The following is a 16,043-nucleotide window of genomic DNA, read 5'->3' as shown; positions in this document are numbered from 1 at the left end:
TGCGCCATCTTACGCTCCCGGTAAAAAAACTGCAATAATTAAACACCGGCCAGCTATTTCAACCCATATCCCACCCTTCTTCCACTCCGTGGCAGGACACAAAACTGCCGTTGGGCAGTTCATTGAGGCGGGGAAATTCTTTTTTGCACCGGTCCCGGGCAAAGACACACCGGTTATGAAACACGCACCCTGAAGGCAGATTCACCGGTGTGGGCACCTCGCCCTTGAGTTTGATGTGCTTGGCCTTTTTTTCCCCCACCTTTGGGATGGCAGACAAAAGGGCCCTTGTATAGGGGTGCCGGGGTTCGTTGAAAAGATCATTGGCCGAGGCCAGTTCACACAGGGTGCCCAGATACAGGACTGCCACCCGGGAACTGATGTGGTGCACCACAGACAGGTCATGGGTGATAAACAGATAGGTCAGGTCATGTTTTTCCCGCAAATCCATGAGCAGGTTCAGAATCTGGGCCTGGATGGAGACATCCAGGGCAGACACCGGCTCGTCTGCCACGATAAAATCAGGATCCAGTATCAGCCCCCTGGCAATGGAGATGCGCTGGCGCTGCCCCCCGGAAAATTCATGGGGGTGCCGGGCGATCCAGGCAGGATCCACCCCCACCTGTTCCATGACATAGGCCACCTTGTCCCTGGCTTCTTCGGATGTCATTTTCGGGTTGTGGAACCGCAAGGGTTCTTCCAGGGTCTGTCGCACGGTTTTTCTGGGATTCAATGACGCATAGGGGTCCTGGAAAATCATCTGCATTTTTCTGCGAAAGGGAAGCCACTGCTCATGGGAAAGGGTATCGATGCGCTGGCCGCCATAAAAAATCTTGCCGGCATTGGGCCGGTACAGCCCCAGGATGACCCGTGCCAGGGTGGATTTTCCGCACCCGCTTTCCCCCACCACGCTCAGGGTTTCTCCTTTGTTGACAAACAAAGAGACGTTATTCACAGCCTTGACAGTGGTTTTTCCCAGATGAATGCCGCCTTTGAAACGCAGTTGGTCCAGAAATCCGCCGGAAATATCAAAATGCTTGAACACGTTCTGGACGCGCAATAAAGGGGTATGATTCGTCGTCATGGATTTTCCTTATCTTATTTCATATGACAGGCTGCCATAATACCGTTTTGTTTTTCTTCCAGCACCGGGGTCTGCCGGGTACAGATATCTGCCGCAAGTTCGCACCTGGGGTTGAATGCACACCCGGGCGGAATATTGGTAAGGGTGGGCATCATGCCCGGAATCTGCTTGAGGTCTTTACCCGGTTCAATGGAGCCGGGAATGGACCCGATAAGTCCGATGGTATAGGGATGCACCGGATGATGCACCACGGTATCCGTCGGGCCGTATTCAATGATCTTGCCTGCATACATCACCGCGATTTTTTCGGTCACCTGGGACACCACCCCTAAGTCATGGGTGATGAGGATCAGCCCCATTTTTTCTTTTTCACACAGTTCCTGAAGCAGGTCCATGATCTCGGCCTGGATGGTGACATCCAAAGCGGTTGTGGGCTCGTCCGCAATGATGATGGCCGGGTCGGCCAAAAGGGATATGGCAATGATGATCCGCTGGCGCATGCCCCCGGACAATTCGTGGGGGTACTGGGCCAGCCGCTTTTCAGGAGACGGCATCTGGACCAGCTTCAATTTTTCCAGGGCAATGGCCCGGGCTTCGGATTTGGATATATCCCTGTGGGCCCTCAGGGTTTCGATCATCTGAAACCCGATGGTGTACACCGGATTCAGCGTCATCATGGGGTCCTGAAAAATCATGGAAATCCGGTTTCCTCTGATTTTGCGCATTTTTTCCGGGGGATAGGCAGATATCTCTTTTCCCTCAAAATGAATGCTGCCCCTGGAAATATACCCGGGCTTGGAAATCAGGTTGATGATGGCAAAACCCGTAACCGATTTGCCGGCCCCGCTTTCCCCCACCAGACCCATGCGTTCTCCGGGATCCAGTTGAAAGCTGACACCGTCGATTGCCGTAATATCTCCGGACCTGAGGGCAAATTTCACTTCAAGGTCCCGGACTTCTAAAAGAGAAGACATCTTAAGTTTGTGTTATCCTTTGTATAATTTCGGGTTAAGCACATCCCGGAGCCAGTCACCCAGCAGGTTGATGACCAGGATAAAGAGCACCAGCCACAGCCCCGGCAGCACCGTAATCCACCAGGACCCGGAAAAAAAGTATTCCTGTCCGGACCGGATAAGAGACCCCAAAGACGGTTTTGTCACGGGCATACCCAGTCCCAGAAACGACAGGGCCGCCTCACTCATGACCGCATTGGCCACCTGGATGGTGGAAATGACCATCACCGATGTCAGGGCATTGGGCAGAATATGCCGGAACATGATGATCCTCTGGGGCAGGCCGATCACCCGTGCCGCCTCCACATATTCCTTGTTTTTTTCCCCCATGACCGAGGCCCGGATGGTCCTGGCGAACATGGGCCAGTTGGACAGACCAATGATGATGGTCAACAGCGGTATGGCAAGCTGTTCAAAACTGCCGGCACCAAACACCACCTGAAAGATGGCGCTCATGAAGATGGCCACCATGAGATAGGGAAAAGAAAACTGGATATCTGCCAGGCGCATGAGAACGGCATCGGTTTTCCCTCCCAGATACCCTGCCATAAGCCCTAAGACAATGCCGATGCTCGCCTGGATAGCCACAGCCCCAAGTCCTATGATAATGGAGGTGCGCAGCCCGTAGAACATGGTGGACAGCATGTCCCGGCCCTGATTGTCGGTGCCCAGGGGAAATTCTTTTGATCCGCCGTCCATCCACATGGGGGGGATTTCCGAATTCATGATGTCAATGTTGGCGGAATCATATGGGTTCATGGGAGAAATCCAGGGAGCGGCAAACGCGATAAGCAAAAAAAACACCAGGACCACAAAGCTTGCCATGGCCACCATGTCCCGCCGGAAACTGTATAAAAAATAGGATTCTTTAAACTGCTGTAATTTTGTTTTCATTTGGTTCCTGCTATCCTGACAGTGGGATTGATAAAGCCATAAAGAATATCCACAACCGTATTGACCACCACAAACAAGGCCGCCACCACCACCAGATAGGCAATGAGCAATGAGAGATCCGCCCGGTTCACCGCCTCTAAGAACATGAATCCCATGCCCGGCCACTGGAATACCAGTTCCGTAAGCAGGGTAAAAGCAAACATGATTCCGATCTGGACCCCGAACACCGTGATAACCGGCAGCAGGGTGTTCTTGAATGCATGCACCAGCCAGACCCGTTTGGGCGACAGCCCTTTGGCCCAGGCATATTTGATATATTCGGTTTCCAGCACCTCCATCATCTCAGAGCGGATCAGGCGGATAAACAGGGGCAGCATGAGCGTGGACAAAGAGATACAGGGAAGAATCAGATGTTTGAGCCCGTCAATGGTTAAAAGCCCGGTCATCCATATGCCGTTGCCGAAAAGATCCACGGTTTCCCCCCGGCCGTAGGAGGGCAGGATCCGCCAGTGCACCGCAAACAGATAGATAAGCAGGATGGCGGTCAAAAACACGGGCATGGACACCCCTAACGTAGAAAAGCTCATGGTAAACCGGGACAACCAGCTTCTTGGCTTCAAGGCACAGTAAACCCCCAGGGGTAAAGACAGGACAATGATAATCAGCGCAGTCCCCAGCACCAGCTCGATGGTGGCCGGCGCATGGTTCACAATCACCTCAAGATTGGGTTTGTTGTATAAAAAGGACCGCCCCAGATCCCCTTGGGTCACGGCATTTTTGACAAACCGGCCGTACTGGATCAGGAACGGATCATTAAGCCCCATTTTATCGGCGATCTGTTGCCGCTCTTCCGGGGTGACCCGCTCTCCCACCAGGTCCCGGACCGGATCACCAAACTCTTTTTTTATGGCAAATACCACCAGGCTGATAACCAGCATGACCACCACTGCCTGGAGAATTCTGCGTATGATAAATGCAATCATGTGATGCCGTTGTTTCCAGATTTAAGCACTGCCGCCCGGAAAACCTTTCCGGGCGGCAGTGACAGGTTAAACTGCAAAAATCGACAACCGAAATTTTCTATTCGATGACCAGGTCTCCGATATACGGAAAATTCTGGGCATTGATGACCGGTTGCGCCTGCACGTTCTTTTTGACGCCATAGGAATGGTTCTGCCAGTGAAACGGCACAAACGCGGCATCATCATACAGAATCTGCTCGATTTCCTGGAGCATGGCTTTCCGTTTTTCCATATCGGTCTCCGACTGGGCAGCGATGGTCAGCTCGTCCACTTTCGGATTGCAGTATCCGCTGTTATACTGGCCGTAGCCGGTTTCCGCATTGGGGCACATGGTCAAAAATTCTGAAAAGTTCCCGGAATCTTCGGTGTCAGAGTGCCATCCGATCATCATCATGTCGGCGGCTCTATCATCATATTCATTCCAGTACTGGGCCTTGGGCAGGGTCTTCAAATTTACCTTGATGCCGATTCTGCCCAGCATCTGGGCTGTGGCTTCAGCAATCTTGGCATCATTGACATACCGGTTGTTGGGGGCCATCATGGAAATTTCAAACCCGTTTTCATACCCGGCTTCTTTCATGAGGGCCTTGGCTTTTTCAAGGTCATAGCGGGGGGTCAGATTTTCCTTGTAGCCGAGATAGCCTTCGGGACCCTGCTGGGCCGCCACCGTGGCCGTGCCTTTCATGATCTGTTTGACGATGCCTTCGTTGTTCACAGCATGGACAATGGCCTGGCGGACTCTGACATCCTTGAACGCCTCCACCCGGTTGGGGTTCATCTGGAAGGTGATGATCCGGCCGCCGTTAATGTTCACCAGTTTGACCTTGTCATCGGACTGGATTCTGGCAAAGTCCTGGGGGGGCACCGGAGAGATCCAGTCCACCCCGCCGGATAAAAGAGCTGCCACCCGGGTGGCGTTTTCCTTGATGGGGCTCAGGATGAATTCAGTGACATTGCCCGGGCTGTTTGTGTCCCAGTAGTCTTCAAACCGTTTCATTTCCAGGATTACGTTGTGCTGGCGGTTGGTGACAATAAAGGGGCCTGTACCCGAAGCGTTGTTCAATGCAAACGATTCACCGATTTTGAGAATGGCATCCTTGGGCTGGCCGTTTTCATCGGTGCCGGTGTAAAATTCGGAATCCATGGCAAAGAAATAGGTGGCCATATTGAGCACCAAAGGATACGCTTTTTTGGTTTTAACGTCCACGGTGTAATCATCCACGATGTAACATCCCTCAAAGGGTTCCAGCAGGCCTTTGAAGTCCACGCTTTTGCGCATGCGGTCAAAAGACCATTTCACATCTTTGGCGGTAAAGTCGTTGCCGCTGTGGAACTTGACACCCTTTCTGAGATGAAACCGCATGGTCAGGTCATCCAGCCGTTCCCAGCTGGTGGCCAGGCGGGGTTCAAACTCCATGTCCTGGGTCCAGCGTACCAGGGGATCAAACACCCAGTGGGACAGCTGGAGCATGCCGCCTGACAACTGTACCTGGGGATCCAGGGATACCGGGTCGGCATCCAGCCCCATCTTAAACGTTTTTGCACCGGCAGACACCGTCAAAGACATGACCATAAAAACACTTAACACAGTCAGTAGCAATTTTTTCATTCTCATCCTCCAAATTAGTGTTAATCACAAATCCATAAAACGCCTGACATATGCATGTCACTGGCATTAACTATCCTGCATTGTCCAACTAGTTAGAATTACCAAAAAACAATCACAGGGTCAAGCAATATCAATATTTTGAAAATAATCATTGACACGGTTAAAATTCCATGTAATGAATGAGTATTCATTTTATTGAAATCAGGTATTCTCTTTGCAATTATTACGGAATCATTTTTAAAAATGAATTGCAACCTTTTATTATAATTTAATATTAATTTTATAAGGCAACTTTTTTCATGGGTTTTACCCGGGTATTCCCGTTGAAAAATCAGGAATCAACCCAATGAACAACTATTCAGAACCCATGACAGACATTCACATTAGGAGGATCATCCAATCATGACACAGGTTATTTCAGACCGGCGGGACATCGAATTTGTCATGCATGAGCAGCTCAACGCAGAATCGTTGTCCAAACTTTATGACGGATTTGCGGATTTCAACAAAAAAACCATTGATCTGGTGATTTCAGAAGCCAGGAATTTTGCAGTCAAGGAACTGCTGCCGGCCAGCAAGGAAGGAGACCAGGAGGGATGTCAACTGGAAAACGGCCAAGTGACCACGCCGGCGGCGTTCAAGCGGCTGTTTGAACTGTTCAACGACGGAGAATGGCTGGCGGTCACCGAAGACCCGGAATGGGGCGGACAGGGCATGCCCAGAACCGTGGCATCGGCAGTGGCGGAATATTTCAACGGCGCCAATTATCCGTTCATGATGTATCCCGGCCTGACCCAGGGTGCCGGTCACCTGGTGGAACATTTCGGCACCCAGGAACAAAAAGAGTTGTATCTGAAAAATATGTACACCGGCAAATGGTGCGGCACCATGCTGCTCACCGAACCCAATGCCGGATCAGATGTCGGTGCTTTAACCACCAAAGCCACGCCCAACGGAGACGGGACTTACTCCATTGTGGGAGAAAAGATCTTTATCTCCGGCGGCGAGCATGATCTGGCGGAAAACATCATTCACCCGGTTCTGGCCCGCATCGAGGGCGCACCGGCCGGCACCAAAGGCATCTCATTGTTCCTGGTGCCCAAAATCCGGGTCAATGCCGACGGATCCTTAGGCGAATTCAATGATGTGGTGTGCACCGGCATCGAGCACAAGATGGGTATCCACGGCAATTCCACCTGTTCACTGGCCCTGGGGTCCAAAGGCAACTGCATCGGCACACTTTTGGGAGAAGAAAACAAGGGCATGAAAGCCATGTTCCTGATGATGAACGCGGCCCGGCTCCTGGTGGGGTATCAGGGATTTGCCTGTGCCACGGCCGCCTATATGTACGCTCTGGACTATGCCAAAACCCGGATCCAGGGCAAGGCCTTGACTGAAATCCTGAACCCGGATGCCGAAGGCGTACCCATTATCCAGCACCCGGATGTGCGGCGTCAGCTCATGCTGATGAAAGTGAATGTGGAAGGGATGCGGTCTTTGCTCTATTTTGTGCATTATTGTTCAGACATGGCCAAATATGCCCCCACAGACGAAGAAAAAGCCAAATACCAGGGGTTTGTGGAAATTCTGACCCCCATTGCCAAAGGGTATGTCACGGACCGGGCCTTTGAGATGTGTTCTCAGGGCATGCAGGTATACGGCGGATACGGGTTCATCGAGGAATACCCCATGGCCCAGCTGCTCCGCGACTGCCGCATCACCCTGATCTACGAAGGTACCAACGGGATTCAGGCCATGGATCTTCTGGGCAGAAAACTGGGCTTAAACAAGGGCAAGCCCATCATGGACCTGTTCGGAGAAATGCAGAAAACCCTGGCCCAGGCCAAGGAGATCGAAACCATCCAGGGATATGCCGTCAAAGTGGAGGAAGCGGTCAACAAACTGGCGGAAGTGGCCATTCACATGGGTCAGACCGCCATGTCCGACAAAGTGCTGGCTGCATTTGCCAATGCCCATCCGTTCCAGGATGCGGCCGGAGACACGGTCATGGCCTGGATGCTGCTGTGGCGGGCCACCATTGCAGCCCGGAAACTGGAAACCGCCAAGAAAAAAGACCAGCCGTTCTACCAGGGTATCATCAAATCATTACAGTTTTTCACCGAAACCATGCTGCCGGTGACCCTGGGCCGGTTTGCCGCGTTGATGAACACCAGCAGCGCGGCGGTCGACATCGAGGAAACCATGTTCCCGTCATGATGCATCCATTTTAACACAAGGTGCCGGTATCCGGCGGAACCCGGGGGATTTTTGACTGTATCCCCCGGGTTTTTTATTTTTTTCTTGTACCGATCCCTGATTTTATGGTTCCATGTCAAAAAAACGCGTTGGCAGAATTTTAACCATCAAGGATATCGGGTATGGGGAGTTCCAAGGCAGCATCCGGACTGCTGAACATGAACCAGATCAATTTTTTGTCCGTGCTGGATCATCTGGATGACGGGGTAGTGATTGCCGATATCAACGGGATCATTCAGTACTACAACCAGGCTCAGGCCAGAATCGACGGCATTTCTCCTGAAAAAGCCATGGGCCTTAAAGTGACCGAAATCTATGAGTTGAGCAACCGCACCAGCATGATCATGCAATGCGCCCGGCATCAACAGGCCATCAAAAATCGGATTTTTTTCTACAAAACCGTGTCCGGGAAAGTTGCCAACACCATCACTTCGGTCTATCCGCTGTTCGATCATAAGACCATTACCGGCGTCATCTGCTTTGTCAAGGACTACGAGCAGCTGCGCCGATCCATGCCGGTGCCTTCTGCATCCGAATGCCGGTCCACACTGGGAAACGGGACCCAATACACCTTTGATGACCTGATCGGCTCCAGCCCGGATTTCATCCGGGTCAAGGAAACCGCCCAGAAAGCGGCCGCATCCCCTTCCCCCATCATGATTCAGGGAGAAACCGGTACCGGTAAGGAGCTGTTCGCTCAATCCATCCACAATTTCAGCCCCAGGCACAAGGAAAAATATGTGGCGGTCAACTGTGCGGCCATCCCCCAGTATCTGATGGAAGGCATGCTGTTCGGCACCACCCGGGGCGCGTTCACCGGGGCTCTGGACAAGCCCGGATTGTTTGAAACCGCCCACAAAGGCACCTTGTTTCTGGATGAACTGCTGGCCATGCCTATGGAACTGCAGGCCAAACTGCTCCGGGCAATCCAGGAAAAACAGGTCCGCCGCCTGGGATCGGTCAAGGAAATTCCGGTGGATGTAAAAATCATCAGTTCAGTGAGTCGGGATCCCCGGGTCGCCATCCGGGAAAACCGGCTGCGTACGGACCTGTATTACCGGCTTGGCGTTGTGATGGTCAAGCTGCCCCCGTTGCGGGAGCGGCTGGACAGTATCAGAGAACTGACCATTCATTTCATTAAAAAATACAACCAGCGCCTGGGTACCCATGTCCAGGGGATTTCCCGGGAAGTCCGGGAATTGTTTCAGGTCTATCAATGGCCGGGCAATATCCGGGAACTGGAACATCTCATTGAAGGGGCCATGAATCTGGCCGGACAGGAGAAAATTCTGGGTATCGATCCGTTCACCCCGGGACTGGACACCCTGGAACCCATGGCACCTCCGGCACCCCGAATCCCGCCCGAAGATCGGCCACCGACGGATAAAAAAGGACTTGCTGAACCCATCATCTCCCGGGTTTCCGATTTGCCGGACCCCTCCCGGCCCCTGGCCCAGATCCAGGCAGACCAGGAACGAACCGCTGTGACAAACGCCCTGGCTGCCTGCCGGGGCAATGTGACCCAGGCGGCCAGACACTTAGGCATATCCAGACAGCTGTTCCATTATAAAATAAAAAAATATCAGCTTTGCCGGGCTGATTTTATGTCGCGAATATGAAAAATAATTTTCATAAGAAAAATATTTTTCATAAAATTCGGTTATAAAGAAAAAAATTTTTCACTTTTTCCAATCTGATCCGTAAAATCCGTTAAAAGGAAATATATCGTATCTGCCTGTCATCTGGGCGATTCATACATCACCCGGAAATCTTAACATGCTGGCATCAATCCTGCATCTTAAATGGCGACAGATAACTTCAAGAAACAAACGCCGGACTGCCTGCAATGCAACGGCAGGCTTTCGACAATCAAACAAACCATTTCAGGAGATTGCCCATGGCCCGTACCCCGGCTTCAGCCCGCCCCTTTGACCCCATGATTTTCTGGATATCTGCGGGCGTGACCATCGCATTTGTGCTCTGGTCCATTCTGTTTCCCGACAACATGGCATCCGTGATCAATACCGTGTTCTCCTGGACCACCACCATGTGGACCTGGCTGTACCTGATCACCGTATTTTTTCTGGTCATGGGATGCTTTGTACTCATGGGTCCTGCTTACGGATCCATTAAACTGGGCCTGCCTCAAGACCGGCCTGAATTTTCCAATTTCTCCTGGTTCGCCATGCTGTTCGGGTCGGCCATTGCCGCAGGCATTGTGTTCTGGGGCCCGGCCGAACCGGCTTACCACTACATGAGTCCGCCCCCTTATTTCGGCGGCGATCCTTTGACCCCGGCGGCCGGAGCCAACGCCATGACTTATTCGTTTTTTCACTGGGGATTGAGTGCCTGGTCTATCTATGCCCTGCTCACCGTTGCCCTGGCCCATGCCTGTTTCACCCAAAACCTGCCGCTGAAATTTTCTTCTGCATTCTATTATGCCATCGGCGACCGGATCCACGGCACCTGGGGAAAGGTGCTGGATATTTTTGCCGTGTTTGCCACATTAGGGGGCCTGGCCACCACCACCGGATTTGTAGCCCTTCAGCTGTCTGCCGGGCTTAAATACCAGTACGGCCTGGAACTGGGGCCGTCCGGCACCTACATCATCATCGGGGTCCTTACCGCCATTTTCACCCTGTCCGTGTACACCGGGCTCCAGAAAGGGGTGAAACTGATGGGAGATGTCAACATGTGGGTATTTGTGGCCGTATGGTTTTTCGTACTGGTGTTCGGCCCCACCATTTTTCTGGTGAACCTGACCGTCAATTCTTTCGGCCAGTATCTGCTGCACTTCATTCCCATGAGTCTGTTCACCGCCCCCGGATACGATGGCAACTGGATCGGATCCTGGACCGTGTTCTACTGGGCCTGGTGGATGAGCTGGTCCCCGTTTGTGGCCGTGTTCATCGCCCGGATCTCCAAAGGCAGAACCATCCGGGAGACCGTGGCGGCCGCACTGATCCTGCCGTCTCTGGGCAATTTTCTGTGGTACGGCGTGGTGGGGGGTGCGGGCATCCATTTTGATGTCACCGGGACCCTGGAAGCCCATGGGGTGGAAAGCGCTATTTTTGCCATTGCCCAGAACCTGCCATTGACCGGGCTTCTGGCCGTGGCCCTGATCTTTCTCATTGCCACTTTCTTTCTGACATCCGCCAATTCGGCCGCCATTTCTCTGGCCATGTTTGTCTCCGGTCATGAAAATCCGGGCCGGAACTTAAGGGCCTTCTGGGGTATCGCCCTGGGCGCTGTGGCGGCGGTGCTGGCCGGGTCCGGGAGTCTCAAAGCCATTCAGACCGCATCCATTGCCACCGCATTCCCGCTGATGTTTCTGCTGCTGGTGGCACTGTTCGGCCTGTTTAAGGGATTGAATCAATGTAAAAAAACCGACACCGCATAACGCCATTATTAACCACTGGACAATACTGTCCATGATAAGGAGAAATCATGATGTATGACCGAATGCAGGAAATGAGCCGACAGGAAATGGAAAAAATCCATGACGCTGCCATGGATCTGTTGAAGACCACCGGCGTGGCCTTTAATGACAAGGAAGCCCTTGAGATTTTCAAGGACAATGGGTTCAAGGTGGAAGGCACCACGGTGTTTTTTGAAGAATCTGCGGTTCAAAAAGCCCTGGAAACCGCACCCAAACGGTTCACGGTCCACGCCAGGAACCCCGAAAAAAATGTGGAGATCGGTGAGGACGACTTTGTGTTTCTCCCCGGATACGGGGCTCCGTTTGTCATGGATGCCAAAGGCAACGAACGCCAGGCCAGCATGGAAGACTATGACAATTTCTGTAAACTCATCCAGACTTCCCCGTATATCGACATGAACGGATGGATGATGGTGGAACCGGCGGATATGCCCCACCAGACCGTTCACCTGGACCTGAACCTGTCCAACATGCTGTTGTGCGACAAACCGTTCATGGGCAGCCCGGTATCCCGCCAAGGTGCCCTGGACGGCATCGAGATGGCCGGTATTCTCTGGGGCGGCAAAAAAAACATCATGGACAAGACCGTGTCCGTGTCTTTGATCAATTCCCTGTCCCCGTTGCAGTTTTCCGATGAAATGATCGGGTCTTTGATTGAACTGGCCCGCCACAACCAGGCTTGTGTGGTGGCGTCTTTGATCATGGCCGGCGGATCCGGCCCGGTAACCCTGGGCGGGGTGATAGCCCTGCAGAACGCGGAAATACTGGCCGGCATCACCCTGGCCCAGCTGGTAAGACCGGGGGCGCCTGTGATCTACGGTTCCACCTCGTCCGCCATGGACATGAAAACCGGGGCCCTGTCCATCGGGGCACCGGAACTGTCCAAAAACATCCATCTGGTGGCCCAGATGGCACGATTCTACAACCTGCCCTCCAGATCCGGGGGCGGGCTCACCGACTCCCTGTGCACCGATGCCCAGGCCGGGGCCGAATCCGCTCTGGCGCTCTACACGGCCGCCACAAGCGGTATCAATTTTATTCTGCATGCCTGCGGTATTCTGGGATCTTACATTGCCATGAGTTTTGAAAAATTTCTGGTGGACGAAGAGCTGTGCGGTATGGTAAGAAACATGATCAAACCCGTTGCGTTGACAGACGAGGCCATTGATCTGGATATCATCAAACAGGTGGGAATCGGCGGTCAGTACCTGACCCATCCCAAAACCTTTCAGCTGTGCCGGACTGAATTTTACATGCCTTCCCTTATGAGCCGGAAAAACAAAGATGCCTGGGCCAAGGCAGGGAAACAGCACATCTACCAGATCGCTGAAGACAAAGTGGCCCAGCGGCTGGCTGCGTATGAACGGCCGGATATTGATCCGGATATTGAAAAGCAATTGACTGATTTTGTTGAAAAACGCAAAAACCAATAAAGGAGAAAAAAATGACTGATTTCAACGCGATTACCGAAGCCCTGGTGGCCTGTGACGAAGCCAAACTCGAAAGCCTGGTCAGAGAAGCCCTGGACCAGAACGTGCCGGCCAACGAGATCCTGAACAAAGGGCTGATCGCCGGTATGGACATTGTGGGTGAAAAAATGGAATCCGGAGACATGTTCATCCCTGAAGTGCTGATGGCAGCCCATGCCATGGCCAATTGCGTCGTCATTCTCAAGCCGCTGCTGGCCGAAGGCGAAGGATCTGCCGGCGCATCCGTTCTGATCGGAACGGTCAAAGGCGACCTGCATGACATCGGCAAGAACCTGGTGGCCATGATGATGGAAAGTGCGGGCATGCAGGTGACCAACATGGGTGTGGACATTCCGCCCGAAGACTTTGTGTCCAAGATCAAGGAAACCAATGCCCAGATCGTCTGCCTGTCAGCCCTTTTGACCACCACCATGCCCATGATGAAACAAACCATAGATGCCATTGTGGAAGCGGGATTGCGGGATCAGGTGAAAATTCTGGTGGGCGGTGCCCCGGTCACCCAGTCATTTGCCGATGACATTGGTGCGGACGGATTTGCCGCCGATGCCGGGTCTGCCTCAAAACTGGCCAAAAAGCTGGTTGCTTAATTAAGGACACGGAGAAGGAGATCCCCATGTTTGAAGTAATCGGAGAACGTATCAACACCTCCAGAAAACTGGTCCAGGCTGCTGTGGCCGAACGAAACGCCCAGTACATCATCGATGATGTCACCAGGCAGCAGGAAGCCGGTGCCGCGTTTATCGACGTGAATGCCGGGGCCCGCATCGGCCATGAAGAAGCGGACATGAAATGGCTGCTGGAAACCATCCAGCCCATTGCCACCGTGCCCCTGGCCCTGGACAGCCCGGACCCGGCCATCCTGGAGATGGCATTTGCCATGGTGGAAAAGACCCCCATGATCAACTCCATCAGCCTGGAAAAGGAACGGTTTGACAACATGATTCCGTTTCTGAAAGGCAAGGACTGCAAAGTCATCGCCTTGTGCATGGATGACGGGGGCATGCCCACCCAGTCCGATGACATTGTGGCAAGGGCGAAAACCCTGGTGGAAGAACTCAACAAGATCGGGATACCCACCGCCAACATCTATGTGGATCCCCTGGTGCAGCCCATTTCCACGGACAGCACCAAAGGGGTGATGATCCTGGACGCGGTGCGGGCCATCAAGGCTAAATTTCCGGAAGTGCACATCACCGGCGGCCTGTCCAATATTTCCTACGGCCTGCCCCAGCGCCACATCATCAACCGCACCTTTGTCACCCTGATGATGGCATCGGGCATGGATTCCGCCATTATCGATCCGCTGGACAAAAAAATCATGGCCGCCATCAAAACCGCAGACATGCTGCTGGGCCATGACAACTACTGCATGAGCTATCTGAAAGGGGTCCGGGCCGGGGTGATTGAAAGTTAATTTCACCTGGTTAACAAAGATTCCTGTATTTGGATTCATCATGCCCGGTGCGGCCTTTTACAGGCGGCACCGGGCATTTTTTTCAAAAGGGGGGTACCATGGAACAATTCGATGTGATCGTGATCGGAACCGGCACTGCCGGCCAGACAGCCGCCTATGACCTGGCTGCAGAAGGGTATCGTGTGGCCATTGCAGAAAACAGTCCGACCCCCGGCGGGGTCTGTGCCTTGCGGGGCTGTCAGGCAAAAAAATGGTTTTATGAAACCATGGAAGTGGTGGCCCGCAGCCGGCATCTGCTGGGAAAAGGTATCACAAAACTACCCGGGTTCAACTGGGACCAGGTACAAAAACAAAAAACCCGGTTTACCTCCAAAGTCCCTGAAAATACCATTGCCGGTCTCAAAGGCAGCGGTATCACGTATCTGCAGGGCCAGGCCAAATTTTTGGATACCACCACCCTGCGTATCGGCGAAAACGATTATAAAACCCGCTATGTGATTGTCGCAACCGGTGCGGTTCCAGCCCAACTGCCCATTGACGGGGCCCAACATCTGATCACCAGTGATGATTTTCTGAATCTGACCGCGTTGCCCCCACGCATCGCATTTATCGGCGGTGGGTTCATCTCTTTTGAATTCGCCCATTTTGCGGCCCGGCTCGGCAGCCGAAATCAGAATATCCATATCCTTGAGGCAGGGGACCGTACCTTAGGCCCTTTTGACCAGGACATGGTCACACAACTGGTCCGGGCATCGGAAGCAGACGGCATTCAGGTACGAACCGGCGTATCCATAACATCTGTGACAAAAAACAGTGATGAATACACCGTTCATTTTAAATCCGGCCCCCCCCTGGTGGTGGATCTGGTGGTGAACAGTGCCGGGCGGACTCCCGATATTGAACCGCTGTCTCCGGATACTGCCGGCATTAAATCATCCAGAAGAGGCATTGACGTCAACCCGGCCATGCAGACATCGATTCCCCACATTTTTGCCATCGGTGACTGCGCCGATACTGTGATGCTGGCAAGGGTGGCGGACATGGAGGCCCATGTGGCGGCACGGTCCATCATGGCCCTGGAAAACGGCACTGACCTGCCGGTTATGGATTACACGGTCGTGCCTGCCGTGCTGTTCACCTATCCCCAGCTGGGAATGGTGGGCAAGACCGAAGAGATGCTTCAAAAGGAAAACACACCCTATAGAAAAAGCCATGAAACCGAATTAAACTGGCCCACCTACCGGCGGATCGGCATGACCCATGCTGCCTACAAAATCCTGACGGATGATAAAGGCGGTATTTTAGGGGCCCATTTTCTGGGAGACAACACCACCGGACTGGTCAATATCTTTAAACAGGCCATGATTGATAAAACCCCGGTCAGCCGGCTCAAAAATGACCATATCATGGCCCCTTATCCATCCCGGGAAAGTGATATTCTTTATATGCTCGACCCGCTCATCGATTGAGCGGACAGCAAAAAAAAAGAGCAGAAAAAGGTATGCTCCCCCCTTTTTCTGCTCTTGTCACATCAGGCGATGGGATCAAAAAAAATCCCGGATTACTGTTTTTCCATGGGCTGTCCGCAACAGACCAGTTCACCCTCTCCGGCTTCTTTCACTTCCACGACATTTCCGCATATCTCACATTTGTAGGTCTCTCCAACAGCTGGCATCATCGGCCTCCTTTTGTTTGCGTTCATATTAAATACCGCCTCTGATCAATCAGCGCAATCAATTCATGTTGCGTTACAATCAAAAAAGGCAGAAAAACACACCCATACAATTAATTGAAACCGGACCGTTGTCAACCCTAAAAAAAAGGT

13 protein-coding genes are annotated in these 16,043 nt (G+C 52.7%); 7 read left to right on the top strand and 6 right to left on the bottom strand.

Annotated features, from left to right (window positions below; genetic code table 11):
* Positions 1–58: 58 nt before the first annotated feature.
* The 5 genes from K365_RS0105770 to K365_RS0105750 all read right to left on the bottom strand — a co-directional run bounded on the left by K365_RS0105770 (position 59) and on the right by K365_RS0105750 (position 5,619).
* Entirely contained in the window at positions 59–1,081 is a 1,023-nt protein-coding gene (locus tag K365_RS0105770) for an ABC transporter ATP-binding protein (protein ID WP_024333869.1), read from the bottom strand.
* Between the two features lie 14 nt (positions 1,082–1,095).
* Positions 1,096–2,055 carry an ABC transporter ATP-binding protein gene (locus tag K365_RS0105765; RefSeq protein WP_006963465.1) on the bottom strand — a complete coding sequence of 320 codons (960 nt, stop codon included), beginning with the start codon at positions 2,053–2,055 and terminating at the stop codon, positions 1,096–1,098.
* Between the two features lie 12 nt (positions 2,056–2,067).
* Positions 2,068–2,988, bottom strand: a complete 921-nt coding sequence (locus K365_RS0105760; protein WP_006963466.1) for an ABC transporter permease — start codon at positions 2,986–2,988, stop codon at positions 2,068–2,070.
* A complete protein-coding gene (locus K365_RS0105755; RefSeq protein WP_006963467.1) occupies positions 2,985–3,971 on the bottom strand; it encodes an ABC transporter permease in 987 nt (328 codons plus the stop codon). The genes K365_RS0105760 and K365_RS0105755 overlap by 4 nt, the downstream gene beginning before the upstream one ends.
* Positions 3,972–4,068: 97 nt before the next feature.
* Entirely contained in the window at positions 4,069–5,619 is a 1,551-nt protein-coding gene (locus K365_RS0105750; protein ID WP_024333868.1) for an ABC transporter substrate-binding protein, read from the bottom strand.
* Positions 5,620–6,021: 402 nt separating this feature from the next.
* Here K365_RS0105750 and K365_RS0105745 point away from each other — a divergent pair, with 402 nt between their 5' ends.
* The 7 genes from K365_RS0105745 to K365_RS0105710 all read left to right on the top strand — a co-directional run bounded on the left by K365_RS0105745 (position 6,022) and on the right by K365_RS0105710 (position 15,687).
* Entirely contained in the window at positions 6,022–7,836 is a 1,815-nt protein-coding gene (locus tag K365_RS0105745) for an acyl-CoA dehydrogenase (protein WP_024333867.1), read from the top strand.
* Between the two features lie 161 nt (positions 7,837–7,997).
* Positions 7,998–9,494: a sigma-54 interaction domain-containing protein gene (locus K365_RS0105735; RefSeq protein ID WP_024333866.1), complete on the top strand. Its 1,497-nt coding sequence runs from the start codon at positions 7,998–8,000 to the stop codon at positions 9,492–9,494.
* Between the two features lie 278 nt (positions 9,495–9,772).
* Positions 9,773–11,275, top strand: a complete 1,503-nt coding sequence (locus K365_RS0105730; RefSeq protein WP_006963471.1) for a BCCT family transporter — start codon at positions 9,773–9,775, stop codon at positions 11,273–11,275.
* A gap of 47 nt (positions 11,276–11,322) precedes the next feature.
* Positions 11,323–12,747 (top strand): trimethylamine methyltransferase family protein, encoded by a 1,425-nt coding sequence (locus K365_RS0105725; protein ID WP_245569138.1) that lies wholly within the window; start codon positions 11,323–11,325, stop codon positions 12,745–12,747.
* Positions 12,748–12,758: 11 nt separating this feature from the next.
* Positions 12,759–13,391 (top strand): cobalamin B12-binding domain-containing protein, encoded by a 633-nt coding sequence (locus tag K365_RS0105720; RefSeq protein ID WP_006963473.1) that lies wholly within the window; start codon positions 12,759–12,761, stop codon positions 13,389–13,391.
* A 26-nt stretch (positions 13,392–13,417) separates the two neighbouring features.
* Positions 13,418–14,218, top strand: a complete 801-nt coding sequence (locus K365_RS0105715; protein WP_006963475.1) for a dihydropteroate synthase — start codon at positions 13,418–13,420, stop codon at positions 14,216–14,218.
* 98 nt (positions 14,219–14,316) lie between these two features.
* The gene (locus tag K365_RS0105710) at positions 14,317–15,687 is read left to right on the top strand and encodes a dihydrolipoyl dehydrogenase family protein (RefSeq protein ID WP_006963477.1); all 1,371 of its coding nucleotides are present in this window, start codon (positions 14,317–14,319) and stop codon (positions 15,685–15,687) included.
* A gap of 92 nt (positions 15,688–15,779) precedes the next feature.
* On the opposite strand, the gene K365_RS0105705 is transcribed toward K365_RS0105710, so the two are convergent.
* Positions 15,780–15,896: a desulfoferrodoxin FeS4 iron-binding domain-containing protein gene (locus K365_RS0105705; protein ID WP_236609866.1), complete on the bottom strand. Its 117-nt coding sequence runs from the start codon at positions 15,894–15,896 to the stop codon at positions 15,780–15,782.
* Between the last annotated feature and the right edge of the window lie 147 nt (positions 15,897–16,043).

Origin of the sequence: Desulfotignum balticum DSM 7044 (genome assembly GCF_000421285.1) — a bacterium.
GTDB lineage: Bacteria > Desulfobacterota > Desulfobacteria > Desulfobacterales > Desulfobacteraceae > Desulfotignum > Desulfotignum balticum.
Note: the sequence above shows the minus strand (reverse complement) of the source record. Positions and strands in the feature narration are given on the sequence as shown.

Excerpts from the sequence above, each read along its gene's own strand:
- K365_RS0105705 (WP_236609866.1), bottom strand. The coding sequence starts at position 15,896 with ATGATGCCAGCTGTTGGAGAGACCTACAAATGTGAGATATGCGGAAAT.
- K365_RS0105750 (WP_024333868.1), bottom strand. The coding sequence starts at position 5,619 with ATGAAAAAATTGCTACTGACTGTGTTAAGTGTTTTTATGGTCATGTCT.
- K365_RS0105720 (WP_006963473.1), top strand. The coding sequence starts at position 12,759 with ATGACTGATTTCAACGCGATTACCGAAGCCCTGGTGGCCTGTGACGAA.
- K365_RS0105730 (WP_006963471.1), top strand. The coding sequence starts at position 9,773 with ATGGCCCGTACCCCGGCTTCAGCCCGCCCCTTTGACCCCATGATTTTC.
- K365_RS0105755 (WP_006963467.1), bottom strand. The coding sequence starts at position 3,971 with ATGATTGCATTTATCATACGCAGAATTCTCCAGGCAGTGGTGGTCATG.
- K365_RS0105770 (WP_024333869.1), bottom strand. The coding sequence starts at position 1,081 with ATGACGACGAATCATACCCCTTTATTGCGCGTCCAGAACGTGTTCAAG.
- K365_RS0105765 (WP_006963465.1), bottom strand. The coding sequence starts at position 2,055 with ATGTCTTCTCTTTTAGAAGTCCGGGACCTTGAAGTGAAATTTGCCCTC.
- K365_RS0105760 (WP_006963466.1), bottom strand. The coding sequence starts at position 2,988 with ATGAAAACAAAATTACAGCAGTTTAAAGAATCCTATTTTTTATACAGT.
- K365_RS0105710 (WP_006963477.1), top strand. The coding sequence starts at position 14,317 with ATGGAACAATTCGATGTGATCGTGATCGGAACCGGCACTGCCGGCCAG.
- K365_RS0105745 (WP_024333867.1), top strand. The coding sequence starts at position 6,022 with ATGACACAGGTTATTTCAGACCGGCGGGACATCGAATTTGTCATGCAT.
- K365_RS0105725 (WP_245569138.1), top strand. The coding sequence starts at position 11,323 with ATGATGTATGACCGAATGCAGGAAATGAGCCGACAGGAAATGGAAAAA.
- K365_RS0105715 (WP_006963475.1), top strand. The coding sequence starts at position 13,418 with ATGTTTGAAGTAATCGGAGAACGTATCAACACCTCCAGAAAACTGGTC.
- K365_RS0105735 (WP_024333866.1), top strand. The coding sequence starts at position 7,998 with ATGGGGAGTTCCAAGGCAGCATCCGGACTGCTGAACATGAACCAGATC.